A 22655-nucleotide genomic window follows, 5' to 3' on the forward strand; every position below is an offset into this window, starting at 1 on the left:
AAAGTGCTGTGGACTAGTGGTTACTTTATAGCGAGTTGTGGTGGGGTAACCGTTGACGAGCTCAAAGCTTACGTCCAAAATCAGGACAGACCTGATTAGACTGTTCGCTATCACTCACCTGGCTTTCATCCCACGCTAAGGACAAGCCTGTAGCGTGGGAATTCCCGCCGATCTAGTTAAACGAACCAAAGCCAAAGGGCAGAATGTGCGTATTCGAAGGTGGGCCAGTTCGCTCACGACCCCTTGGGGACTGCTGCTAGGCGGGTTGCTCTTTCGTAGCATCATCGCCTACTTTTTACCCGTCGGCTTTGATGAAGCCTACTACTTTCTCTATACGCAAAATCTGGCCTGGAGCTATTTTGACCACCCGCCTGCTGTCGCCGTTACAACTGGTCTAGGCATCTGGCTGACGGGAATAGCCACGCCGTTGACGATGCGGCTCTGCGCGTTGGTTTTGTTCACGGCGAGTCTATGGCTGCTCTATGCGACGGGAAAATGGCTGTTTGGCCCTCGGACGGGATTAATTAGCTGTGCGATCGCCTCTCTCGTTCCACTTTTCGTCCTCAGCTTCGGCGTTCTCGCTGCTCCAGACAACGCCCTGATTTTCTTCTGGAGTCTGGCCCTCTACCTCTGCGCTCGCGAATTCTATCCGCAGGGTTGTTCGCTAAGTGACTCACAGGGTGACTCACAGCGCAATGCCTACAGCTACAGTCCCACCGCTCAAATTGTCCTAATTGCGATCGCCATTGGACTAGCCTGTCTTAGCAAATATCACGGCTTCATCATAGGGCTAAGCCTTATCGGTTTTTGCTTAACTAGTGCGCCCCATCGAGTCGTATTTAGATCGAAGTGGTTGGCATACGGCTGTGTGGCCTTTGGGTTGACGCTGCTGCCGCTGCTGTATTGGAACGCTAGCCACGATTGGATTTCGTTTCAGTTTCAGCTAGGCGATCGCTTCACAGAATATGGAGATGATAGCAATAGCTATTCGTTCACGCTGTTGCTAGGGGCGGTGCTAGCTCAGTTTGGCTACCTGTTTCCTAGTATGGCGCTGCCGCTGTGGTGGGCGATTGTCAAAGCGCTAATTAGCCAGCTGCCTGCTTGGATGCCTGGCTGGCGAATTAGTCAGCGCGGTAGTCAGCGTCTTGGTCGACGCACTGGCGAGTTGAACCATCAGTCGCAAATAATCTCTAGCAAGATCGGCTTTCTTCTTTGGAGTGGATTGCCGGTTGCCCTCGGATTTACCTTGATCGGCGGTGCGACTCACACCTTTCCTGCTTGGCCTGCCTCTGGGCTTTGGAGCCTAGTCATTTTGCTGGGCTACGCTGCCTCAAGCTGGCCACTAACGAAGGTACGCCGCTGGCTGATGTCGTCAGCATTGACAATAGGCGTATTGCTGATGTTCGCGCTAACCCATATCACGCTAGGCACACTGCAAAAGTCGGGCGACTATGCCCTTTTGGGTGGCGTGGTCGCAATCGAGCAAGATCCTTCTACAGAGCTGATAGATGTGATGCAGCTGCGTCGACGACTCGATCAATCTGCTGAATTTAGAGTCGCTATTAAAAGCGTCGACTTTGTCATCACATCGAGATATTGGCTCAGTGGATATATCGCCCTAGCGATGCCAAGAGAGGTTGATTTGCCGGTAAGCAGCTTCACAATCGATCCGCGTGGCTATGCTTTTTGGTTCGATCCAGCGCAGTGGATTGGAAAAGATGCGCTATTTGTCAGCTTGAACCAAGATTCTCTTATAGAAGAGGTGGATGCGATCGCCCCTTACTTTTCCGATATCATCCCGCTGGCTCAAATCTCTACTAGACGAGGCGGCGAAATCTCTGAAACTTTTCATCTATATCAAGCTAAAAACTTACGCCAGCCCTACCCGTATCCATATGGGCCTAAACAACCTAATACCCGTACGACCTGAAAAAAGGGACGAGTGACCAAAACAGGCAAGCAAAACAGGCAATCAGTGACTAAAGGGTTAGCTCCAAAGACCCATGAGCAACAGATAACTACTTGGCCAAACGCACCGCCTTCCAGCCAGTGAAGCTCAGCAGCGCCGTCGATGCAAACACAAAAGGAATACCCGCTCTCAGCCCGGAAAACGCCATCGCCAAGCTGCCCACCCACAGCGCTAACACATAGATAAACATCACCGTGAATCGATGAGAGAATCCAGCATTGAGCAAACGGTGGTGCAAATGGCGCTTATCGGCGACAAAAGGCGATAGCCCCTGGCGCATTCGCAGCAAAATCACCGCAGACATATCCAAGATGGGCACCGCTAGCGTCAGCGAAGGCAACAGGACTGCAACGGTCGTAACGCCTTTGACCAGACCGATGACGCCCACACCCGCTAGCGTAAAGCCAATAAAATAAGCGCCACCATCGCCCATAAATATCTGAGCCGGATTGAAGTTGTAGCGCAAGAATGCCAAAGACCCCCCAGCCAAAGCTGCTGCAATCAGGGCCGCCGCTGGCTGTCCCATGTACAGGCTCACAACCACCATCACAACCGCAGCAATTCCAGAAACGCCTGCTGCCAAGCCATCTAGGCCATCAATCCAGTTGATCGCGTTGGCCATACCAACTAGCCAGAAGATAGTGACTACTAGACTCAACCAAGCTGGTAGCTGAGTAATACCAATAAAAGGAATAGTCAAAAACCGAATATCGACGCCTACCCACCAGGCAACCGACGCCACCGCAGACTGCATGAACAAACGACTGATCGGCGATAGGCCGAATAAGTCGTCGATTAAGCCAATTAGAAAAAAGGCTAGGCCGCCTATCGTCACGCCCCAAACTGAATATTCAGAGATGCGCTCTACCGGTTCACCGTCGCTACCCAAAAACCCACCCGCAGCCCACACTGATAGCAGCGCAACCAAAACACCGACAAAGATAGAAACACCGCCTAGACGAACCATCGGCTGGCTGTGAACTTTTCGGGCTCCAGGTAAATCTACTCTGCCGCTGGCAAGTCCTGCTTTTCTAACCAGCGGCGTTAGACATAGGACAACAAGAGCAGAGAGAATAAAAGCGAACAGATGGTAGAACGAAAATGCCATCGGAGGGAGGAGATAGGGTGGGCAAAGTTCAAAGATGAGCCCTTTCAATAGTAAGGCTCGGAACAAATCCACTGCGAAAGGATTAGCTCTTGGGGACGCTGCTGCCGGACGCAACAAGCGTCATGTAAGTTCAATTTCTGTCAATTTATCATCGTTCGGCGATAGTATAGCCTTTGCCAGCTACCGAAGACACAAATAAGGGCTGAGCATATCTTATGAAAGCGGTAAGATATCCCGGCTAGGTCCATAGCGCTGGTCACTTCGCTCAGGCTTCCCTTGATAGTGAAACCCTCACTACCAAAGTTCAAAGTAGCCAGCTAGCATAGTGGCTAATCAGCATACGGATGCATTCGGCGCTAGCTACAACAGGCCGGAAAATGAATTCTGACAAAACCCCAAGCATCAATAGAAATGCTTGGGGTTTCAATAGATAGGATCGTAGAAGGTTTAGTTTCTTAGATCTTCTGTGCTGTTTTCTGAGTACAGCAGTCCGCAACGAATAGCGACCAAAACCACGGCTAAAACTTAGACAAGCGCTGGCTCGGGCGATCGCAGGTGAGGATAGAGCGGAAAGCGATCGCATAAATCAAGCACCCGCTGCCGGCAGTCTGATTCCACGTTGCTATCGTCAGGATTTAGCAGCCTATCGGCGATGATATTGGCAATCTCAGCAAACTCTGCTTCGCCCATTCCCCGCGTCGTCATAGCAGGCGTACCTAGACGCAGCCCACTGGTGACGAATGGAGACTCTGGATCGAAAGGCACCGTATTCTTATTAGCGGTGATATTAACTTCACTCACCAAAGCATCAGCAATCTTGCCAGTCATGCCAATAGAGCGCAGATCGACGAGTACCAGATGGTTGTCTGTGCCATCAGACACTACCTTAATGCCTCGCTTTTGAAGCTGCGCGGCCAGCGCTTGGGCGTTTTTGATCACTTGCTCACAATAGGTCTTGAACTCAGGCTGTAGCGCCTCGCCAAAGGCAACTGCCTTAGCGGCCACGACATGCTCTAATGGCCCACCTTGGCTACCAGGGAAGACGGCCTTATCAAACTTTTTGCCCAGATCAGCGTCGCGAGTCATGATCAGCCCACCGCGCGGTCCACGCAGCGTCTTGTGGGTCGTTGTGGTGACCACGTCGCAATGAGGCAGCGGATTAGGATGGTGCCCAGTGGCGACTAGCCCAGCAATATGGGCGATATCAGCCATCAGGTACGCTCCGACTTCATCTGCGATCGCTCTGAACTTCTCAAAGTGAATCGTCCGAGGGTACGCCGAGTATCCACAGATGATCAGCTTCGGCTGATGCTCTATGGCTATCCTACGGATTTCGTCAAAATCAAGCTGTTCTGTTGCTTGGCTAACGCCGTATTGAACCACGTTGAACCATTTACCTGAATAGTTCACGGGTGAGCCGTGAGTCAGATGGCCACCGTGAGATAAATCCATCCCTAGAATCGTATCGCCCGGCTTCAGCAGTGCTAGAAACACAGCAAAGTTGGCTTGGGCACCCGAGTGAGGCTGAACATTTGCGTGGGCAGCGCCGAACAGAGTCTTCACCCGTTCGATTGCCAGGTGTTCTGCCTGGTCGACAAACTCGCAGCCGCCATAGTAGCGCTTGTTCGGCAGCCCTTCAGCGTACTTGTTTGTCAAAACAGAGCCTTGAGCTGCCATCACCGCTGGAGACGTAAAGTTCTCACTGGCAATTAGCTCTAAATGAGTCTGCTGGCGGTTTAATTCCCTATCGATAATGGCGGCCAGCTCTGGGTCGCTTTGCTGCAAAAAGTCCACGTTAGCCTGTGTCATCAGTTTCCCTTCAATCCACTCTATTTCTGTATTTCTCTATGACTTCTATCTCTCTTGTGTAAGCCTAATCGCTAATACACTCACACAGGTGCATTAACGCACGTCAGATACTCACCTCTAGAAGGTTTTCATAATAGCTCGATGCAAACACTGAGCTGGCAACAGATCTCGAAGAAATTCTATGAAGAAAGAGAATAAAAGAGGGTGGTAGAGTAAATAGATTGCCTGACAAATTGCCTGACGAATCGCTGAGAGGGCAAAGGATGAAAGGCTGCTTTGCCTTAATCTTTGGTGGCGGCTAAAAATGCCCTTGCTACAAGAGAAATTAAGGTTCGCCTCAAAATGTAACGCTTTGAAACATATAATAAGGAAATTACGCATCGCCTAGCCACGTCGGGAAACAACGATTCCCTGCGGGCGATCGCGATTGCTCAAGACGCCCTTGGCCGACTTGCCTAGCGACTATTGTTCATCTTCCAGTTTGAGGCATTGATGCTGCAACTGACCCATCCTTCAACGACCCTTACGCCTAAGTTTGTATCGCTCCAAGAGTCCTACGAACAATGTCGTCAAATCACCGCAGAGTGCTCTAAGACGTTCTACACGGGGACGTTGCTCATGCCTGAAGCCAAACGCAGAGCGATCTGGGCCATCTATGTTTGGTGTCGCCGAACCGATGAACTAGTAGACGGACCGCAGGCAAAGTACACAACAGAAAGTACGCTAGACCATTGGGAATCTACGCTAGAAAGCCTCTTTTCGGGTCATCCTAAAGACAATCTAGACGTCGCTATGGTTGACACGCTAGAGCGCTATGAGCTAGATATCCAGCCCTTTCGAGATATGATTGCCGGTCAAAGAATGGATCTGCACCGTTCTCGCTATCAAACTTTTGAAGAACTAAAGCTCTACTGCTATCGAGTCGCAGGTACGGTCGGTCTGATGTCGACGGTAGTGATGGGAATGGACACCGAGATCAACGCTTCGCCCTGGATGCGCTCAAATCCAGCCATTCCTCCCATCCCTGAGGCTGTTTCATTGGGAATTGCCAATCAGCTGACTAACATCCTTAGAGACGTGGGCGAAGACGCCAGAAGAGGGCGAATCTATCTGCCACTAGAAGATTTAGAGCTATTTGACTATACGCAAGAAGAATTGCTGCAAGGCGTGATCGACGATCGTTGGCGGGGGCTAATGCGGTTCCAAATTCAAAGAGCGCTCAAGTACTATCGAGAAGCAGAAGGTGGAATCAGTCGGCTGCACCCGGATGCCCGCTGGCCGGTATGGACAGCGCTGATGCTCTATAGAAAGATTTTGGACGTAATTGTCGAGAATGATTACGATGTCTTCAATCGCCGAGCATACGTATCTAAGACTCGTAAGCTGCTCTACTTGCCTCAAGCGTTGGTGCGATCACAAATCTCCTAAGGCTAGAGTTCAATAGCAGCAGTCCCAAAAGGCAGCGCGACAAAGTTTCTACAAAGTAGCTTTCACCAAAAAAAGACAGCGCTGCTATAGAGACAGCCTGTCTTTTCTGTTAGCTCAGCTATATACCGCTGTAGCTGAGACCTATGCCTGCCAAAGAAAATCTTCGGCAAGGAAGTCTTTACGTTTGTGATAAGCGATCAGGAAGCTGCTGTCTGAGCGGCAAGCATTTCCTTAAGCTTAGCTAGATCTTGTGCCCAGCGAGGATCTGGACCCGCATCAGCGCTCTGACTTTCTGCAACGACGACATTGTTGCCGCCACGCTTGCTGCCGCCTTTCTTTTGACGACGCTGTCCGCTGCTATCACCACGAGAACCTTCGCTTTCTTTTTCAGTTCGAGGCATTGCTTTTTCCACTTTCAAGGTGGCATCTTGCAAAGTAAACCCGTTGTACTTTTCGACTAGAGTATCCGCTGTCGCGTCATCTTTAGCGGTTACAAAGCCAAAGCCACGACACTTACCAGTCTTACGATCTGAAATCAGCTTGACTGAAACTAAACTGTCGGCATCTTCAGTAAAAATAGCCTCAAATTCTTCACGCTCAAGACTCCGTGGCAGGTTGCCAAAGTACAAACGAACTGACATGTGAGTATACCCTCTAACTCTTTTAACTTTTTAAAATCCTTCACAAAGATAAGCCTTGTGACCGCTTCTAAAGCGAAAGCACAAGTGCTTGACTAGTTAGGAAAATGGAAAACTCTTTATCACAATGTTTTTGGTGAAAGATCGGTTGTTTTTCCTCATCGAGCGGCTGCAGTGCTATGAAAACTTAAGACAGCCTCGATCGCGGTGACGAACCTACATAAAATGCTTAAGCAGACGCCTAAACGCAATAGGCACTCACTAACCTCTAAATATCTAGACTGCCATTACAGCTATCTAGACTGTCACTACAACTCAACAGAAGTAGCTAAGCTTAAGCGTTCGATAAAACACAGCTCAGTTTCACTATTCATCTTCTACTTTCTCACAACTGTCTTTCTAACAGTTGCCTCATTGACAATAGAGCTGGCGCGTGAGCTACGTGGCGGCTAGTTTCTTGTTTGACCACTATTAAAATATCACGATGTCAGATACCCAACCAGTTTATCAAGATAACTTACAGCCTGGGTTAGATAAGGGTTCGCAGCAAAACAACCTTGTCTTTATAAGTATTTCTTTTTCAAGAACAGAATGAAAATCACGCTTGTTCTTGCTCGAACCTCAAAGGCAACGCTGTCTTAACTCGATCTGTTGGCAAATTGTTGTACAGGCTAGGGCTCGTTGTCTTGACAATAGAACAATAAAAAGTCAGCCGTTTGGAAGAACGACTGACCCATATGCTGTGTTGAGAGTAGGAGAACCCGTGCCTAACTCCAGATGCGCGCGATCGCTAGAACGCTAACTCACCTAGCCAATAGACAAAACAAGCTCTTGCGAACGAATGTAACACTCTTTGCCTAGTATTCGCAACATTTCTTCACGTTGGCAGCAATAGGCTGATTTCACTGCGCTGACAGCCTTATATCCTTATATATAGTGCTCTCTTTGTGCTTGGACACAATTTGCCCAATCAATTGCTAATTGATTTTGCTCAATCGCTAGTTGCTTTGTAGTAAAAGCCAGAGTCCTAATCCGATAGTGATAGCGGCAAGAAGGAGCGAATAGATTGGGTGGCCTGCCTGAAGCACTCTGCTGTTTTCCGGTCGAATTTGGTGAATATCAATCCAGGGGTGAACGCCTCGGCGAAACCAGCCTGTAATCTGCACCGATTCACCTTGCATCTTTCGAGGTGTTTTCGACCTATTCAGCAGGTTTCCTAAAGGGCCAAGTGTAGAAAAGAAATGTAGCCTAATGAGGCCGAAAGACGTTTGCAAGCAAAGATCTTGGCCAAGCCAGTTGGCGATACCTGGCCTGCCTAACAAAGTGCCTGTCAGCTTGACTGGCAGACTATCTACTGGCAGGAGTTCAGGGTGAGCGATCCATCCGGGCACTAAATGATCGCAGAACGAACGACTAGACGATAGGGAAGAGATCTGCATAGAAGGCGGCAGGTCCGGGAAGAAGCGATTAATTCGTAAGAGAATGCCTACCCCGGTGCCTAATAATAGACAGCATTGAAAAAGTCCAATGTCTCTGTGCATCCAGTCAAATACAGGCCACTCGGTCGCGGCGGCGATCGCGCCCAATACCCACAGCGCCAATCCAATGCTTAGCCCTAACGTCAGCCCAAAGTATGGCGTTCCCTGATTGAACAGATGTTTCCACTCTGGCCTGGATAGTCCGCTCTGTCGACGAGGTAGAGGATCGAACAAAATTTCTGATGGTAGTTGCCAATGTTTGGCATAGGCTGTGAGCAGACGCAGACGATCGCCCAGCGGTGGATGTGAGTCTAAGCAGCCCATCCAGTTTCGTAGCGGGTTTTTGCTATCCCAAGCAAACAAATCAGCCAGGGAAAGACGTCCGTACAGTTTTTGTCTAGACAAGTCGGCAGAAACGGGCATGAGTAAAGACAGCCTTTCGATCCAACTAGGCGTATAGCCCTGTTGCTCTATGCTGGCAGCTAGGCCAAAGGAGAGTTTGGTCAGCCCTCGAATGAGACCATTGGGATCGCCTGTCATCTCAGTTGCGATGCGATCGCCATAATAAGTTCGCACCCTAGCTACCCACAGCCCCGGCAATCGCACCAGCCAAAAAAGCGCATAGCTGAGGCTAGCGATTGTTCCTACGGCCCATTTCAGCGGCAAGTTCTGCTTATTTCCCCATAGTGCTAGCTGCCAGTAGATCTGATGAAGTAGCTGAAGCAATAGGCTATGAGCGCTGAGCAACAGCCAATGCCAGCTTTTCCAGTGGGACAGCTCATAAGCTAGTACATCAGCGAGTTCATCGGCCTGTAGCGTAGACAGCAATCCATCTGAAATGACTAATCTGGCATTGCGAGGCAGCCACCCATAGGAGAAAACTAGCGGGATATCTGTTGACAGCTTCCACAGGCGAGGCAGTTTCCACTGGCGCTGGCGGCAGTATTGACTTATCAAGCTAGCCGCTTCGGCCGAATGCATGCGTAGCTGGCTAATTGATAGCTTTTGGCGATTCGCGGCAAAACGCAGATAGAGATCCCACAGCCAGGGAGAGGCGATCACAACTGCCAGTAGCGCCATTAGCAGCGGCCAAGTGACCTCTTCTAGATAAGTGGGTAGTGACCGTACATAGAACGGCGTGATGTCGTCTAAAAAAAACAGATAGCCGTTGAAGATTGCCACAGTCTGGTGGATGAGAAAGCGCAAGAGAAAATAGAGCGCGATCGCACTACCAAACTGAGCTATGCGTAGCTGCGATCGCTTAATTCGTCCCAAAGAGCGCCCTTTATCAAGTCGACCGGCGTAAGTCCAGAGACAGCCCTCCCCTACAGAATTTGGCTCGGCCTCATCACTTTCTGCTGGCGTGACTTCGTTGTTGAGGTAGGCATAATGAAACATTGAGACCTGCGGCTCAGAAGTTTCATCGACAGGCAATAGAGTATCGACCACTGGAGAATCAGCCGCTGAAGTATCAACGGATTTCGCCGATACTTCGAGCGGGCCAGACGACATATCTACAGACGACATATCTACAGATTCAAACCGACCAGTCCCGGTCTTTGCCAATGTCTCCGCCGATATAGGCGTCGAGCTAGCAGTTTGCGAATCAGCAGTAATCGGCTGAAATCCGCTTTTATCACCGCCATCAGAAACGGCCCCGGTAGAAACATCGCTAGGCACAACGGCATCTGAGACAACCACTCGATTGGCCATTTGACTGTTCATTTGGCCGTTCATTTGGCGGTCGATATCAGTCAACGTCGACCTTGCCCACCGCTGTGCTGCGGGCATTGGTGCCTTCTGCAAAATCTTTTGGCATAGCGCTTTGGCCTCGGCCCACCGCCTTTGAGCAATGTAAATCTGCACTACGCCCATGCTTGCCTTCAGCTGATATGTGCGATTTTCCCCTTTTGTCAAGCGAGCAAATACAGCGGCGGCCTGGTCGTAATCACCTTTCTGATAAGCAGCGATACCCGCTTTGAACGCCTTTTCTAGATCGATTGCAGAAGATGTCATAAAAGCTGTTGCGGGTAGAAACTTTGAGATCAGGGTACGCAGATTCGCGCAAGATATAACTTCTGTGGCATGTCAGACCTCCACCGCCTATTATTAAGAAACGGTTAATAATCGTTCACAATTTTGTTGTTTTAGCCTTTAATGTCCGACGCCTTACTCTTAGTTCTGCTTTCTTCCGTTAGCTTTGCAGCCTGGTTCACTAGCATGCTGGTGGGCGGTGGTAGTCCCCTAATTCTGATTCCGCTGGTGACTCTGCTACTAGGTGCGCCCTCAGTTGCCCCGGTGCTGACTATCGGCAGCGTCTTAGGTAATATTCAGCGGAGCATTCTGCTGTGGCGGTACATCGACTGGAAATTGACGCTTTGGCAAATGCCGGGTGTGGTGGCCGGATCCCTGATTGGTGCTTACGCTTTTACAAAGGTGCGGGCAGAAGGGCTGCAGTTTTTTATTGCGATCGCACTTCTCTATATGGTGGTTCACTCTTTACTTAGCCACCGTATCCAGATGCCTGCCATCAGAATCAGAGCATGGCATTTTCTGCCTTTGGGCTTTCTCAACGCAGTTGTCTCCGGCCTAGTCGGCAGCACTGGGCCGCTACTAAACCCTGCCTATCTCAGCTACGGCCTGGAAAAAGAGCGCATGATTGCTACCCGCGCAGCCGGATTCACCCTCACACACCTGATCAAAATTGTCGCCTATGCACTCTTGGGCGTCTTTTCACCTGCGCTGCTCGGCTATGGCTTAGTAGTCGGCTGTGCAGCCCTACCGGCTAATTGGCTAGGTCGAAAAGTTTTAGAAAAGATGAGCCCAGAACAATTTCAAGTCGCTGCGGTCAGCTTCGTTGGATTAAGCGGCGTATGGATGCTTTGGCAACAGCGGACCTTCTTTATCCACTAGCGCTTACCTATTAGCGCTTGGCGACTTCGTTGAAGTCGGCCTTAAATGCTAACTATCTGGGGCCAAAATATTTTCAACCAGTGCATACAGATTTTCCTCGCTTTCACCATCCATCTGTCGCGTTTTTAGATCAGTTAAGCCGTGAGCTAAGATCTCAGCTTGCTTCTTATAGCGACTATTTGCAGAGAGTAAATCAACAAACACCTCTTGCTCTACCTCTAAACGGCTAGCTTCTTCTGAGATATGAGAGATATAGCCGTCTTCTTCTACGTCATAGCGCAGCAAGAATATCAGAGCGTTGCAGAGTTCTTGAAGCTGCTTTTGTAGCTGACGGGTATCTAGCTCAAGTCGATCGAAGCCAACGGTGCCGGTAATGCGTAGCTCTACAATTGGCTTCTGGTCAGGGATGATTTTTTTCGATTTGATGGCTTTTTGGATGAGGGCGATCGCGCCTGCTTCTACCGATTCAATCGCATCTTGACTTCTCAGCTTCTGCTGCAATCGCACAATTGGCCGCTGCCGATAGTCCGTCTTCAGCTCTGCCTTAATCTTGCCTTTCTGGTCAATCTCAACTAGATAGGCACCCCGCTCGAACTGGCTTTCTTCGACATTATTTGCCTCAATCGAGCCTGGGTTGAAAATCCAATCATCTTCTGAATAGTTCTTATGAATATGGCCTAGCGCCAGGTAATTTACCCCTGCCTTTTTTAACGGCAGCACTTCGCTATAGCGCAAAGCTCCTGAATACCGAGCAATCTGTCCTTCTAACCCGTGATGAAACAGCAGGATAGAGGGCCCCTTTGCCTTTGGCAATTCACCCATTGCTGCTGCAATCTGCTCAATCGCTCTTGGCGCTGCTGCCCCATACCAGCTAGAGCCCAGTACCCGAACGCCGCAGTCTAAATCGATATATCCGCCCCGCTGTCGCGCTTCGTCCCAAGGTGAATAAAATGGCTCACCCGAATTCACATCCCCTGGCTCCAATAGCTTGAGTAGTCCCCAGTCGGATAGATAGCGCAGCCAGCTCGATTTGGTGCCGTAGGGTGCATTGTCATGGTTGCCCTCGATTGCTAGCACCGGAATATTTGCCGCCTGTAAAAGTTGTAGACAAACCTGAGCGTGATTTAGGATGGCGGGCTTGATATTTCGATGCTCGAATAGATCGCCGCCGATGATGACAAAATCTACCTGCTGGGCGATCGCATATTTCTCTAGAACATCCTTGAGCGCATAGAAAAAATCCAGCGTCCGCGCCTTACTGTCGTAGCGATCAAAGCCTAAATGGATATCGGAAATATGCAGAAATTTCGCCATGCCTAAAAGATGAAACGCTTTGATTCAGAGCATTTATTGTAGAACGATTTGTAGAACGGTTGAACTGTATGGCGAAGGCATGAGGAAAGCACTAATCCGTCTGATGCTTGGCGCGCATCAGGCTACACTATAGGCATGATTAGGTCGATCAAGCACAAGGGCTTGCGGAAGTTTTTTGAGACGGGAAATACCGCTGGCATACAAGCGAAGCATGCTGAGATTTTAGAAGACAAACTTACGGCGCTAGATACAGCCGAGTCTATCGATGACATGAACATCCCTGGCTACCGTTTGCATTCTCTAAAAGGCAAACTCAAAGGTCGATGGTCAATCAGAGTGAGCGGTAACTGGCGGTTGACTTTCGAGTTTAGAGACAAAGATGTCTATGTTTTGGACTATGAGGACTATCACTGATGAGACAATATAATCCCCCTCACCCCGGAAAATTTATTCGGCGGACTTATATAGAACCATTCGAGGTTAGTGCTAGACAGATAGCTGGCTTCCTTAAGGTATCTCCTTCGACTTTTTCTAGGCTGATCGCCGAGCAAAATAGAGTGACGCCAGATATGGCAATTCGTCTATCAAAGGTATTGGGACGCTCGCCTCAAAGCTGGCTGCAGATGCAGATGAATCATGACCTTTGGCAAGCTGAGCAAAAACAGCCACATGAGCATTTGCAACAATTGGAACTCGCGCGAGGCGAAAAGTCTGCTGAAGTCTAGCCTAATTCACAAAACAATTTCACTACACTGCTTCGGTTGTAGAAGCCGCTAACTCTTCTAAGCGCTCTTGCTGATCTTGGGAAATGCAGGTTTGAACGACAGTCTCGATATCGCCTTCTAAAACGGCAGGTAGCGAAAAGTTCTGATTGAGCCGATGATCGGTGACTCGGTTGTCTTTGTAGTTGTAGGTGCGAATTTTTTCAGAGCGAGAGCCGGAGCCGACTTGAGATTTTCGCATGGAGCTGATTTCGTCTTTTTGCTCTTGTAGCTTCATCTCATACAGTTTGGCGCGCAAGATCTGCATGGCCCGCTCTCGGTTTTGCAGCTGCGATCGCTCTTCCGTACAAAACACCCGAATCCCGGTTGGCTTATGAATAAGGTCAACCGCTGTCTCGACCTTATTCACGTTCTGGCCCCCGGCACCACCAGAGCGGGCTGTTGTCATCACAATCTCTTTCGGATCGATATGAATTTCAACATCGTCCACTTCTGGCATCACTGCCACCGTCGCCGTAGACGTATGCACCCGTCCGCCAGACTCTGTTAGCGGCACTCGCTGCACCCGGTGCACGCCCGATTCAAACTTCAGCTTGCTATAGACCTGATTGCCTTGAATCTCTACGATGGCCTCTTTCACACCACCCATATCGGCCCGTGATTCGCTGAGCAAATTCGCCTTCCAGCCCTGGCCTTCAGCGTATCGGCTGTACAAACGCAGTAAATCTCCTGCCCAGATACCAGCTTCATCACCGCCCGTCCCCGCCCGAATCTCTAACATTATGTTCTTGTCGTCGTTAGGATCTTGGGGCAGCAACAAGATCTTCAGTCGCTTTTCCAAAGCTGCCAAAGACTCCTCTAGTTCAGTGACTTCCATAGCCGCCATCTCTTTCATCTCAGAGTCGCTAGCGGCTTCTTTATAAACTTCTCTAGCACCTGCGAGTTCTTCATCAGTCTCTTGCCACTGATGGTATGTTTGTACAGTTTCTTCTAGCGAGGCCCGCATCTTGGCAATCTTTTGAAACTCATCCGGGTCTTTAGCCACATCTGGGTCGGCCATTCGTCGGGTGAGTTCGCCAAAAGTCTGCTCTACCGACTCTAATTTTTGTAATAGATAAGATTCAGCCATAGCAGTTAAGTCGAAAGACGGAGTAAATTCGCAGATGATTCTAGGGTAGATCTAGCAGAAATAAAGCGGCAAAGATTAAGTTGCAAAAAAATATCCGAGCAACCTAACCTCAGACCATAGCTGAGATGCGATCACTCGGAAATATCAAAGTTTGAGGGCGCTAAGCTTCAGCGTCACCTTCAGCTTCTGTGGTCTCGGATTCGCTAGACATGCCGTACTTACGCAAGAATCGCTCAACCCGACCTTCAGTATCGATAATCTTTTGAGTGCCAGTATAGAAAGGATGGTTACCAGACCATACATCTATGTTCAACTGGGGTTTAGTAGACCCTACAGTCATGACTTCTTTGCCGTTGCAAAACACTTTTGCTTCGGGGTACCACTCGGGATGGATATCAGCTTTTGGCATGGTTCTAGAGGAATGTAGTTAAGCAATTGGGCTTCGACTCCGCTCAGCCCACAGATTAGTAAGAGAATTGACCGGGAAGAAAGTCCCTGAAAGCTGCTGTATACAGCCAGTAGGGTGACTGAGCGTAGCCGAAGTCAACGCTTAGAGAACTGGCCCGCTTTGCGAGCTTTCTTGAGACCGTACTTCTTCCGTTCCTTCTGACGAGGGTCACGGGTCAGATAGCCTTCAGTCTTCAAAGGCATCCGATTATCCGGGTCTAACACACACAGCGCCCTGGCAACACCTAGCTTGATAGAATCTGCCTGACCTGTTAGCCCACCCCCGCGTACGTTGACGAGAATGTCGTATTCTCCTTCTAGACCTAGCGTCTCTAAAGGTGCTTTTGCAGCCGTAAGGTAAGCAGGATTTGCCTGCAAATAGTCTTCGCCAGTTTTTTTGTTGATAGTTAGGGTGCCGTTACCAGGAACCAGGCGAACCCTTGCCACTGAGGACTTGCGGCGGCCAGTGCCCCAGTATACAGCGCGATCAGATTGGTCTGGCATGGGTTAGTTAGCTCCAGTAGTGTTGACGGTTAAGGTTTGAGGGCTCTGAGCAGCGTGGGGATGGTCAGGGCCAGCATAGACTTTCAGTTTGGTAAATAGCTGACGGCCCAGCGCGTTCTTAGGCAGCATGCCTTTGACCGCTTTTTCGACAATGCGTTCAGGAATACGAGCTTGCAGCTGATTGAAGGTTTCAGTTTTCATTCCACCGGGGCGGCCAGAGTGACGGCGATACAGCTTTTGTTCGCTCTTTTTGCCAGTCACCACAACTTTGTCCGCGTTCACAACCACGACAAAGTCGCCTGTATCCATATGCGGCGCGTAGTTTGGCTTCTTTTTGCCGCGCAGCACCTGCGCGATCTCAGTAGCTAGCCGTCCCAAACGCTGATCAGCGGCATCTACCACATACCAATCGCGCTCGATTTCGTTAACAGGAGTAAGGGTAGTTTTCGTAGCCATAAGTGTACCGTGGGCGTTTTAGATCGTTGTAAGTGAAAAAGTTGTAAATGAAAAATCAAAGGAGAAACTGGAACTGCGGCTGAGTGTCTACCCAGACTTTGGGCTCAAAGGGAAAAGTCGGGTATCCGACCCGCAAAAGACACAGGCCCTGAGGTGGAGCACTGTATTTTACCAAATCGCGGCGGCGTTTTTGCCAGATAGCCGCAAATTCTTTTGTAGACAGCCGCTGCTCACCGACTTGAGTAATCAGGCCCATGATTAAACGAACCATGCCGTACAAAAAGCCCTTTGCCTGCAGCTCGATCTGAACAAAGTCACCTGACCTAGAGCACTGCACATCCTGTAGCTCTACCCAAGAGTGAGTACGATTAGAACCTGTGCGATGGAACGCGGCCAAGTTATGATAGCCCACCATTGGCTGCAGCGCCGCTAGCATTAGGCTTTGATTCAACGGCTGGCGGTAGTAGTGCCAGACATAGGGCTGTACGAACAGGTTAGGATATCTGCTGGTGTAAAAGGTGTATCGGTAGCGTCGCCAGCTAGCAGAAAACTGAGCGTGCCAGTCATTAGCTACCTTCGCAGAGGCTCTGATGACAATATCGTCACCCAATCGGTCGTTGAGAATAATGGACCATCTCTCTGCCGGAATCACTACAGGGGCAGCGAAATGAGCAACTTGAGCAGCGGCGTGGACCCCTGCGTCTGTTCTTCCGGCACCGACTAGCGCTGACTTTTTGCCTAGAACAGATGCGATCACGCGCTCTATCTCAGCTTGAATAGTCCGCTTTGCATTTGCCTGTCGCTGCCATCCATGAAAATGAGTTCCTCTGTATTGAATCACTAAGGCAACTCGCTGAATAGCCCTTTTGTCTGCTGGCAGATTTTGCAACTGCTGAGCAACTTTGGAATCGCGACTATCAGATGCACCCATCGCCTTAATTCATCAGAGTCAGCGCTCATCGCTTAAGTCAGCTCAATGATCGCCATCCGGGCGTTGTCGCCTCGACGGCTGACGGTTCGCACGATGCGAGTATAGCCACCGTTACGATCGGCGTAGCGATCGGGTGCCTGCTCAAATAGGGCATGCACGAGCTGCTTGTCATAGATGTAGCCCAGCGCCCGGCGACGCGCTGATAGAGAGCCATCTTTGGCCAAAGTGACCATCCGCTCAGCTTCAGAACGAACCGCTTTTGCCCTTACTTCAGTCGTTTTGATGCGGCCATTGCGGATCAGCTCTGTAGTGAGCGATCGCAACAGCGCCTTACGCTGGTCAGCAGCCTTACCCAGCTTTGCTACACGGCGACCATGTCGCATTTGTCTTCCTTCCTTTTCTAAACTTGCTAAACGATAAATATGAAAAAAACTGCACACAGCAATGGGGCTCTATCCACTAGAACCCCATGAAAGTTGTCTATACAGCCTTGGCTGGCTTTTCGAGAGGCAACATGATGCCTAAATGAATTTGAAGCGCCTCGACGACTTCTTCGGCTGACTTCTGACCAAAATTCTTGATCTCTAAAAGATCTTCTTGGCTGTAGTCCAGCAGATCGGAAACAGCGTTGATCTGTGCCCGCTTCAGGCAGTTGTAGGCACGGACTGAAAGCTGCAGCTCCTCAATGGGAATTTGATACGTCGGGTCTTCTTCCTTAGTATCTTCGTCTCGCTTGGGCTCAAGAGTAACATCCTTGAGCGGGTTGAACATATCAACGAGCAGAGCAGCCGCTTCGCTCATCGCCTGCTGCGCGGTCAAACTACCATTCGTCCAGATTTCCATCACTAAACGATCTTTGGGCAGACCTTCAGGATCGATGAAGTTTTCGACACTGTAGTTCACCTTACGTACGGGCATGAAGACCGCATCAATCTGCATGAATTCTACGCCGCCAGTTTCTTCACGGCTGCGATCAATTGCCTTATAGCCTTTGCCTCGCTCGATCCGAAATTCCATCTCTAGCTTGTAACCAGCAGAAACAGAAGCAATGTAGCGATCCGTGCTGATCAGCTCAACTTCAGATGGCAGATCGAAGTTTGCTGCCGTTACCTTGGCAGGGCCCTGTACTACCAGACGACCAATTTGAGGCTGCGCTGAATAGCTCTTCAGCACAGTCTCTTTCATATTCAGCAAAATATCCAAGACATCCTCTCGGACACCTGGAATCGTTGAGAATTCATGGCTAGCACCCGCAATCCTTACAGAAGTAACCGCTGTTCCTTCTAGATTGGATAGCAATACGCGCCGAAGAGCGTTACCGACAGTCGTGCCTTGGCTACGGCCCAAGGGTTCAATCACGAATCGGCTAAATTGACTCTGATCGTCTTCAACAATAGACTCTACACAATTGACCTGAAACTGTGCCATTCATAACCTCTGGTGAATTCCAATAGCCGCGCGTTGACCTACAAGACGGCCTTCGGGGCTATACATAGTAATCTCTATGGTTTTTAAATCCGCTGAACTTAACGCCAAGTTTAAATAGCTAAATAACTTGCTGCTCTAAACGCGACGACGCTTGGGTGGACGGCAGCCATTGTGAGGGATGGGCGTAACATCGCGGATCAGCGTGATCTCTAGGCCAGCTCCTTGCAGGGCTCGAATCGCTGTTTCACGACCGGATCCAGGCCCGCTGACTTGCACTTCGCACTGACGCATGCCCTGGTCGATTGCTCGCCTTGCAGCGCCATCCGCAGCAGTTTGCGCCGCAAAGGGAGTTCCTTTCTTAGCGCCTTTAAAGCCGCTAGAGCCTGCCGACGCCCAGGAAACTGCGTTCCCGCTCGCATCGGTGATAGTTACGATGGTGTTGTTAAAAGTTGACTGAATATGAGCGACCCCGTTGGGAATGTTCTTTTTCTGTTTACGGGGGCCTGTCTTACGAATAGGTTTTGCCATATCTAAACTGATGTGAGGTGTTCTTAGGAATGGATGGTTTGAATTTAGGAGGTTTGCTAGTAAGGCTGTAGACGGAAACTTTGAATGCTTGCTTTTCCAAACTGGCAGAGCATTCCTCTACAGCGACACTCGAAAACGCGAACTGAGTGTTCTGTCTGACCAGATTCCTAGCTAGTAGTCCAGCCTAGTTTTCTGGAGTGGAATCTCAGGTTTGCGCGATCGCAGCAGCTATGTCCTAACTTAATCGAAACTTACTTGGGCGCTAATTTTACTTACGCGGCGGCTTCTTCTTGCCAGCGATTGTGCGCTTACCGGAGCGGCGAGTGCGGCTGTTAGTGCGCGTCCGCTGACCTCGCACGGGCAAGCCTACGCGGTGCCGACGACCACGATAGCAACCAATGTCCATCAGTCGCTTGATGTTCATATTTACCTGACGACGGAGATCTCCCTCAATCAGATAGTCGCCTTCAACGGTCTCTCTCAGCTTAATAACGTCTGCATCAGCTAAGTCTTTGACTCGAATATTGGGGTCTACGCCCGTTTTTTCGAGAATCTCTTGAGAGCGACTAAAACCCACACCATAGATGTAGGTCAGGCCGATTTCAATTCGTTTGTCTCTTGGCAGGTCAACGCCTGCAATTCGTGCCACCGATTATTTCTCCCTCTATTTACACATCGGCAAATCCTATAAGGAAGATGCCAACAGATTCTCGTATCCCAGCGAAGCAAACTTTAACAATCGCTCGAAAATCTATTGGCTGCGCTAGTAATTACACCAGTAGCCAATAGATTCTATCCAACTAAATTTTGTTAAACCGCTGAGCTAATCAAATTGCCGAGCCACCTTATAAGCATAGCTATAGCGGTGATCGGCTGTGCCTGAACTCCAGTCTCAACCTTGACGCTGCTTGTGCTTGGGGTTGGGACAGATCACCATCACCCGACCTCGACGGCGGATAACCCGGCACTTTTCACACATTCTTCGAACAGACGCACGGACTTTCATGTCCTAAATTTCTTATTTACTACAGATTTGCAATCCTACCAGAGAAAACCGCATCCGACAACATGGCTTAAAAGACACTACTGATTAACTGAGCTTGCAGACCTAAGGAAATCGAGCCACGACCGAAAAAGCACCCTAGCTGTAAAGTAGTTGGCTAAGGTGCTCTTGGCGGCGATATTTTGGCTAGGCAAGGCTATAAGCAATTGAGCGTTTTAAGCGCCTCTACGCAGTGCCGCCTCTACCTGGCGAAATTCCTGCTCTAGCCTGTCCTGCAGCTTCTGCGGAACGGGACGGTTTGGATAAGAGCTGTAGTGTCCTGCCAGCGCGTTCAGGGCGGTACGCATGGTGGCGAATGAGCTGAGGTTAGAGACAGAGCCATTGCGACGATAGCGAGAAGCAAAGCCGTTGATCTTAGCTTTCGCTTCGTCTTGAAGCTGCACCTGATCAGGCGCATCCTTGGGCAAAGCAATAGATTCTCTGAGCGTTTCGATCAGTGCGGTGGTATCTTCGGTGTAGTTGCCAGTTAGGCCGTCGCTCGATCCGACTGCGCTACAGCCAGTGAGGCCGATAACTACAACTAGCATTAAGGCGAATATTCGGGAAAGTAGGTTTCTCATAAGGTTATTCGTGGGAATGAGCAGTTACAGCGAGATAACGCGATCGCTCGACCACGCCCGCTGAAAGAGTGAACATATGTAACATCCTACTCTGACGGGGGCGGTGAAGATAGTCCTCAGGGCAGAGCTTGGGAAGCACTAGGCCAGCGGCGGGGATCACGCTGGGTAGATTCTCAAGCGACGGTTAGGCTCATCGCCAAAGCTCAGCGATTTCAGACGATAGTGTTCGGCTAGCTCGTGCTGCATTTTGCGAATTTTGGGCGATCGTGGCAGTAGCTCAACCGGCTGATTTTTGGGGATCACAATCTGCTCTACTGCTAGTCTGGCCTCTTCTAGCGCCTCTAGCTCGTCGTCTGCGCCGTTTTGAGCAAACAGATCGAGATTAATGCCTTCGGCCATTTCACCAGCGTCGTCTAGATCGAGCAAGCGACGGAGCGATCGCGTAATCTGCGGAATGCTATTTGACTTCACCGTATACACAGGTAGCTGACGCGCTTTGGCCACCTGTTTGAGTTTGGAATGATTGCGAATGTGCGATCGCAGAGCTAACACCGCATCAGCCGACGCCAGCTCTTTAGTGAACCTGACTGGCAAGTCTAAAGTTCGCACCACATGATCTAACTGCTGACGACTGATCCCATAGGCATAGATGCGAGTAATATCATCTTCGCCGACCTCGTAGAAATCATCGCCAGCTACCTGGGCCATTCGATCGGAAGGAATCGGCAGCTGATGCAAAGAATCATCCAATAGAGCCTGAAATCGACGCTGCTCGGTTATCGGGTCATTTATTTGATCACCAACCGCTGGCTTTGCGACCGGTGGCTGATAGCTCGCCCGCTTACCAAACACGTCAGATCCTAGCGGTTCAATTTGTGATCCTACTGGCGGCATCTTGCCAGTGGTTCGCCAGCCGCCAGGACTAGGCTGCGCCCGCAGACTGCCAGATTTTAGTCTGCCGCGCCGATCGGACTTCAACGCTGCTGTGGCCAAAGACGAGTCACTGGGCATCTCGTCAGTGATGACCACTTGATTATCGGCGTTGACCGATCTGACCTGCTGTCCGGGCACTCGCCCTCGCAAGATAAAGTCCACAGTGTTCGAGACCTCTTCATGCACCACCCAACGCTGTCGCTCTAGCATTTCTACTGCGATATCAAAGGTGGGCGGCGCTTTGCGCTCTAGTACGCTTTTTTGACTGCCTCGACGACGGGCTTCATCGTCTCCTAACGTGACTGACTGGATACCTCCTACCAGATCAGAAAGCGTTGGATTTTTAATTAGATTCTCTAGACGGTTGCCGTGCGCGGTGCCGACTAGCTGCACTCCGCGTTCTGCGATTGTCCTAGCCGCTAGCGCTTCTAGCTCGGTGCCAATTTCATCGATGACGATCACTTCTGGCATATGGTTTTCTACTGCCTCAATCATCACCTGGTGTTGTTTTTCAGGATGGGATACCTGCATCCGCCGAGCCCGGCCAATGGCGGGATGAGGAATATCGCCATCCCCGGCAATCTCGTTAGACGTATCGATGATCACCACGCGCTTCATCAGATCGTCTGCTAACACCCGCGCAATCTCTCGAAGGGCAGTCGTTTTTCCCACACCCGGACGACCCAACATCAGAATTGAATTGCCAGTCTCAACCAAATCGCGGATCATCGCAATCGTGCCAAACACAGCTCTGCCTACCCGACAAGTTAGCCCAATGACATCGCCCTTACGGTTACGCATAGCGCTAATGCGATGAAGCGTTTTCTCTAGGCCAGCTCGATTATCGCCGCCGAAATGACCTACCCGGTCGACACAGTGCTGCAAGTCAGCTTTAGAAACGGGGGCATCCGAGAGATATTGCACCGCGTCCGAGAACCGAGCTTCAGGCTGTCGACCCAAATCGAGAACGACTTCAATGAGCTGGTCACGCCGAGGATGATTTTCTAGCTGGTCGCGGATGTATGCTGGCAGAATTGCTAATAGCTGCGGCAAATCGTCTGTTACAGACTGCGGCTTTATCTGTGCCGATTTTGAGCGCTTGCTGATAGTGGAATCGCGAGAGGATGATTCAGTAGGCTCTACTGAAGCGTTACCTTCAAACAAATTTTCGTTAAGACTCGTCATATAGAACTGTTTTCAAACGAGAGACAAACGCAGCAGCTGACGGAGCATTACAAATGCATTTCATCAGCTAAGTCCATTTCATCAGCCAATAACCTGACAAGATGTATTCGTA

The 22655-nt window shown here is 50.0% G+C and carries 23 protein-coding genes; 6 read left to right on the plus strand and 17 right to left on the minus strand.

The genetic code is table 11. The annotated features are described in order from the left end of the window. Both IQ256_RS30375 and IQ256_RS10760 read left to right on the plus strand, forming a co-directional pair. A partial coding sequence (locus IQ256_RS30375; RefSeq protein ID WP_193855553.1) for a transposase occupies positions 1-99 on the plus strand: 99 nt, incomplete at its 5' end. Positions 100-154: 55 nt separating this feature from the next. Then, positions 155-1930: a glycosyltransferase family 39 protein gene (locus IQ256_RS10760; protein WP_193855554.1), complete on the plus strand. Its 1776-nt coding sequence runs from the start codon at positions 155-157 to the stop codon at positions 1928-1930. A gap of 88 nt (positions 1931-2018) precedes the next feature. Here the strand turns inward: IQ256_RS10760 and IQ256_RS10765 are convergent, their stop codons facing one another. After that, the gene (locus IQ256_RS10765; protein WP_193855555.1) at positions 2019-3077 is read right to left on the minus strand and encodes a glycosyltransferase family 4 protein; all 1059 of its coding nucleotides are present in this window, start codon (positions 3075-3077) and stop codon (positions 2019-2021) included. Positions 3078-3602: 525 nt separating this feature from the next. Then, positions 3603-4886 carry a serine hydroxymethyltransferase gene (glyA, locus tag IQ256_RS10770; protein WP_193855556.1) on the minus strand — a complete coding sequence of 428 codons (1284 nt, stop codon included), beginning with the start codon at positions 4884-4886 and terminating at the stop codon, positions 3603-3605. A 492-nt stretch (positions 4887-5378) separates the two neighbouring features. Between glyA and crtB the strand changes: the two genes are divergently transcribed. Continuing rightward, a complete protein-coding gene (gene crtB, locus IQ256_RS10775; protein WP_193855557.1) occupies positions 5379-6314 on the plus strand; it encodes a 15-cis-phytoene synthase CrtB in 936 nt (311 codons plus the stop codon). A 197-nt stretch (positions 6315-6511) separates the two neighbouring features. Here crtB and IQ256_RS10780 read toward each other — a convergent pair whose 3' ends face one another. Then, complete coding sequence (locus tag IQ256_RS10780) at positions 6512-6955, minus strand: RNA-binding protein (protein ID WP_193855558.1); 444 nt, start codon at positions 6953-6955, stop codon at positions 6512-6514. A gap of 995 nt (positions 6956-7950) precedes the next feature. Then, positions 7951-10446 (minus strand): M48 family metalloprotease, encoded by a 2496-nt coding sequence (locus IQ256_RS10785; protein ID WP_193855559.1) that lies wholly within the window; start codon positions 10444-10446, stop codon positions 7951-7953. Between the two features lie 141 nt (positions 10447-10587). Between IQ256_RS10785 and IQ256_RS10790 the strand changes: the two genes are divergently transcribed. Then, on the plus strand, positions 10588-11343 hold the full coding sequence (locus IQ256_RS10790) for a sulfite exporter TauE/SafE family protein (protein ID WP_193855560.1): 756 nt from the start codon (positions 10588-10590) through the stop codon (positions 11341-11343). 48 nt (positions 11344-11391) lie between these two features. Here the strand turns inward: IQ256_RS10790 and IQ256_RS10795 are convergent, their stop codons facing one another. Beyond that, a complete protein-coding gene (locus tag IQ256_RS10795; protein ID WP_193855561.1) occupies positions 11392-12657 on the minus strand; it encodes a DNA repair exonuclease in 1266 nt (421 codons plus the stop codon). Between the two features lie 135 nt (positions 12658-12792). On the opposite strand from IQ256_RS10795, the gene IQ256_RS10800 reads away from it, so the two are divergent. Further along, the gene (locus tag IQ256_RS10800) at positions 12793-13071 is read left to right on the plus strand and encodes a type II toxin-antitoxin system RelE/ParE family toxin (protein ID WP_193855562.1); all 279 of its coding nucleotides are present in this window, start codon (positions 12793-12795) and stop codon (positions 13069-13071) included. Next, complete coding sequence (locus IQ256_RS10805) at positions 13071-13382, plus strand: HigA family addiction module antitoxin (protein WP_193855563.1); 312 nt, start codon at positions 13071-13073, stop codon at positions 13380-13382. The genes IQ256_RS10800 and IQ256_RS10805 overlap by 1 nt, the downstream gene beginning before the upstream one ends. Before the next feature lie 22 nt (positions 13383-13404). On the opposite strand, the gene prfA is transcribed toward IQ256_RS10805, so the two are convergent. The 12 genes from prfA to IQ256_RS10865 form a co-directional block, all read right to left on the minus strand. Further along, the gene (prfA, locus tag IQ256_RS10810) at positions 13405-14508 is read right to left on the minus strand and encodes a peptide chain release factor 1 (protein ID WP_193855564.1); all 1104 of its coding nucleotides are present in this window, start codon (positions 14506-14508) and stop codon (positions 13405-13407) included. A gap of 160 nt (positions 14509-14668) precedes the next feature. Then, positions 14669-14917 (minus strand): 50S ribosomal protein L31, encoded by a 249-nt coding sequence (gene rpmE / locus IQ256_RS10815; protein WP_193855565.1) that lies wholly within the window; start codon positions 14915-14917, stop codon positions 14669-14671. Between the two features lie 134 nt (positions 14918-15051). After that, entirely contained in the window at positions 15052-15459 is a 408-nt protein-coding gene (gene rpsI, locus IQ256_RS10820) for a 30S ribosomal protein S9 (protein WP_193855566.1), read from the minus strand. A gap of 3 nt (positions 15460-15462) precedes the next feature. Further along, complete coding sequence (gene rplM, locus IQ256_RS10825; protein WP_193855567.1) at positions 15463-15915, minus strand: 50S ribosomal protein L13; 453 nt, start codon at positions 15913-15915, stop codon at positions 15463-15465. A 55-nt stretch (positions 15916-15970) separates the two neighbouring features. Next, complete coding sequence (truA, locus tag IQ256_RS10830) at positions 15971-16846, minus strand: tRNA pseudouridine(38-40) synthase TruA (protein WP_193855568.1); 876 nt, start codon at positions 16844-16846, stop codon at positions 15971-15973. A 32-nt stretch (positions 16847-16878) separates the two neighbouring features. Beyond that, positions 16879-17229: a 50S ribosomal protein L17 gene (gene rplQ, locus IQ256_RS10835; protein WP_193855569.1), complete on the minus strand. Its 351-nt coding sequence runs from the start codon at positions 17227-17229 to the stop codon at positions 16879-16881. Between the two features lie 97 nt (positions 17230-17326). After that, a complete protein-coding gene (locus IQ256_RS10840) occupies positions 17327-18274 on the minus strand; it encodes a DNA-directed RNA polymerase subunit alpha (protein WP_193855570.1) in 948 nt (315 codons plus the stop codon). Between the two features lie 135 nt (positions 18275-18409). Then, positions 18410-18802: a 30S ribosomal protein S11 gene (gene rpsK, locus IQ256_RS10845; RefSeq protein WP_006455253.1), complete on the minus strand. Its 393-nt coding sequence runs from the start codon at positions 18800-18802 to the stop codon at positions 18410-18412. Positions 18803-19070: 268 nt separating this feature from the next. Next, positions 19071-19451 (minus strand): 30S ribosomal protein S13, encoded by a 381-nt coding sequence (gene rpsM, locus IQ256_RS10850; protein WP_193855571.1) that lies wholly within the window; start codon positions 19449-19451, stop codon positions 19071-19073. Positions 19452-19694: 243 nt separating this feature from the next. After that, positions 19695-19808: a 50S ribosomal protein L36 gene (rpmJ, locus tag IQ256_RS10855; RefSeq protein ID WP_193855572.1), complete on the minus strand. Its 114-nt coding sequence runs from the start codon at positions 19806-19808 to the stop codon at positions 19695-19697. Positions 19809-20020: 212 nt separating this feature from the next. Beyond that, complete coding sequence (psb27, locus tag IQ256_RS10860) at positions 20021-20425, minus strand: photosystem II protein Psb27 (protein WP_193855573.1); 405 nt, start codon at positions 20423-20425, stop codon at positions 20021-20023. A 156-nt stretch (positions 20426-20581) separates the two neighbouring features. Then, on the minus strand, positions 20582-22543 hold the full coding sequence (locus IQ256_RS10865) for a R3H domain-containing nucleic acid-binding protein (protein ID WP_228024766.1): 1962 nt from the start codon (positions 22541-22543) through the stop codon (positions 20582-20584). Positions 22544-22655 lie beyond the last annotated feature (112 nt).

It is taken from the genome of cf. Phormidesmis sp. LEGE 11477 (genome assembly GCF_015207105.1).
In the GTDB taxonomy this organism is placed as follows: domain Bacteria; phylum Cyanobacteriota; class Cyanobacteriia; order Phormidesmidales; family Phormidesmidaceae; genus Phormidesmis.

Excerpts from the sequence above, each read along its gene's own strand:
- truA (WP_193855568.1), bottom strand. The coding sequence starts at position 16,846 with ATGGGTGCATCTGATAGTCGCGATTCCAAAGTTGCTCAGCAGTTGCAA.
- IQ256_RS10800 (WP_193855562.1), top strand. The coding sequence starts at position 12,793 with ATGATTAGGTCGATCAAGCACAAGGGCTTGCGGAAGTTTTTTGAGACG.
- crtB (WP_193855557.1), top strand. The coding sequence starts at position 5,379 with ATGCTGCAACTGACCCATCCTTCAACGACCCTTACGCCTAAGTTTGTA.
- rplM (WP_193855567.1), bottom strand. The coding sequence starts at position 15,915 with ATGGCTACGAAAACTACCCTTACTCCTGTTAACGAAATCGAGCGCGAT.
- rpsI (WP_193855566.1), bottom strand. The coding sequence starts at position 15,459 with ATGCCAGACCAATCTGATCGCGCTGTATACTGGGGCACTGGCCGCCGC.
- IQ256_RS10765 (WP_193855555.1), bottom strand. The coding sequence starts at position 3,077 with ATGGCATTTTCGTTCTACCATCTGTTCGCTTTTATTCTCTCTGCTCTT.
- IQ256_RS10790 (WP_193855560.1), top strand. The coding sequence starts at position 10,588 with ATGTCCGACGCCTTACTCTTAGTTCTGCTTTCTTCCGTTAGCTTTGCA.
- rpmJ (WP_193855572.1), bottom strand. The coding sequence starts at position 19,808 with ATGAAAGTCCGTGCGTCTGTTCGAAGAATGTGTGAAAAGTGCCGGGTT.
- IQ256_RS10805 (WP_193855563.1), top strand. The coding sequence starts at position 13,071 with ATGAGACAATATAATCCCCCTCACCCCGGAAAATTTATTCGGCGGACT.
- IQ256_RS10795 (WP_193855561.1), bottom strand. The coding sequence starts at position 12,657 with ATGGCGAAATTTCTGCATATTTCCGATATCCATTTAGGCTTTGATCGC.
- IQ256_RS10785 (WP_193855559.1), bottom strand. The coding sequence starts at position 10,446 with ATGACATCTTCTGCAATCGATCTAGAAAAGGCGTTCAAAGCGGGTATC.
- IQ256_RS10865 (WP_228024766.1), bottom strand. The coding sequence starts at position 22,543 with ATGACGAGTCTTAACGAAAATTTGTTTGAAGGTAACGCTTCAGTAGAG.
- prfA (WP_193855564.1), bottom strand. The coding sequence starts at position 14,508 with ATGGCTGAATCTTATCTATTACAAAAATTAGAGTCGGTAGAGCAGACT.
- IQ256_RS10780 (WP_193855558.1), bottom strand. The coding sequence starts at position 6,955 with ATGTCAGTTCGTTTGTACTTTGGCAACCTGCCACGGAGTCTTGAGCGT.
- rplQ (WP_193855569.1), bottom strand. The coding sequence starts at position 17,229 with ATGCGACATGGTCGCCGTGTAGCAAAGCTGGGTAAGGCTGCTGACCAG.
- psb27 (WP_193855573.1), bottom strand. The coding sequence starts at position 20,425 with ATGAGAAACCTACTTTCCCGAATATTCGCCTTAATGCTAGTTGTAGTT.
- IQ256_RS10840 (WP_193855570.1), bottom strand. The coding sequence starts at position 18,274 with ATGGCACAGTTTCAGGTCAATTGTGTAGAGTCTATTGTTGAAGACGAT.
- rpsK (WP_006455253.1), bottom strand. The coding sequence starts at position 18,802 with ATGGCAAAACCTATTCGTAAGACAGGCCCCCGTAAACAGAAAAAGAAC.
- rpmE (WP_193855565.1), bottom strand. The coding sequence starts at position 14,917 with ATGCCAAAAGCTGATATCCATCCCGAGTGGTACCCCGAAGCAAAAGTG.
- glyA (WP_193855556.1), bottom strand. The coding sequence starts at position 4,886 with ATGACACAGGCTAACGTGGACTTTTTGCAGCAAAGCGACCCAGAGCTG.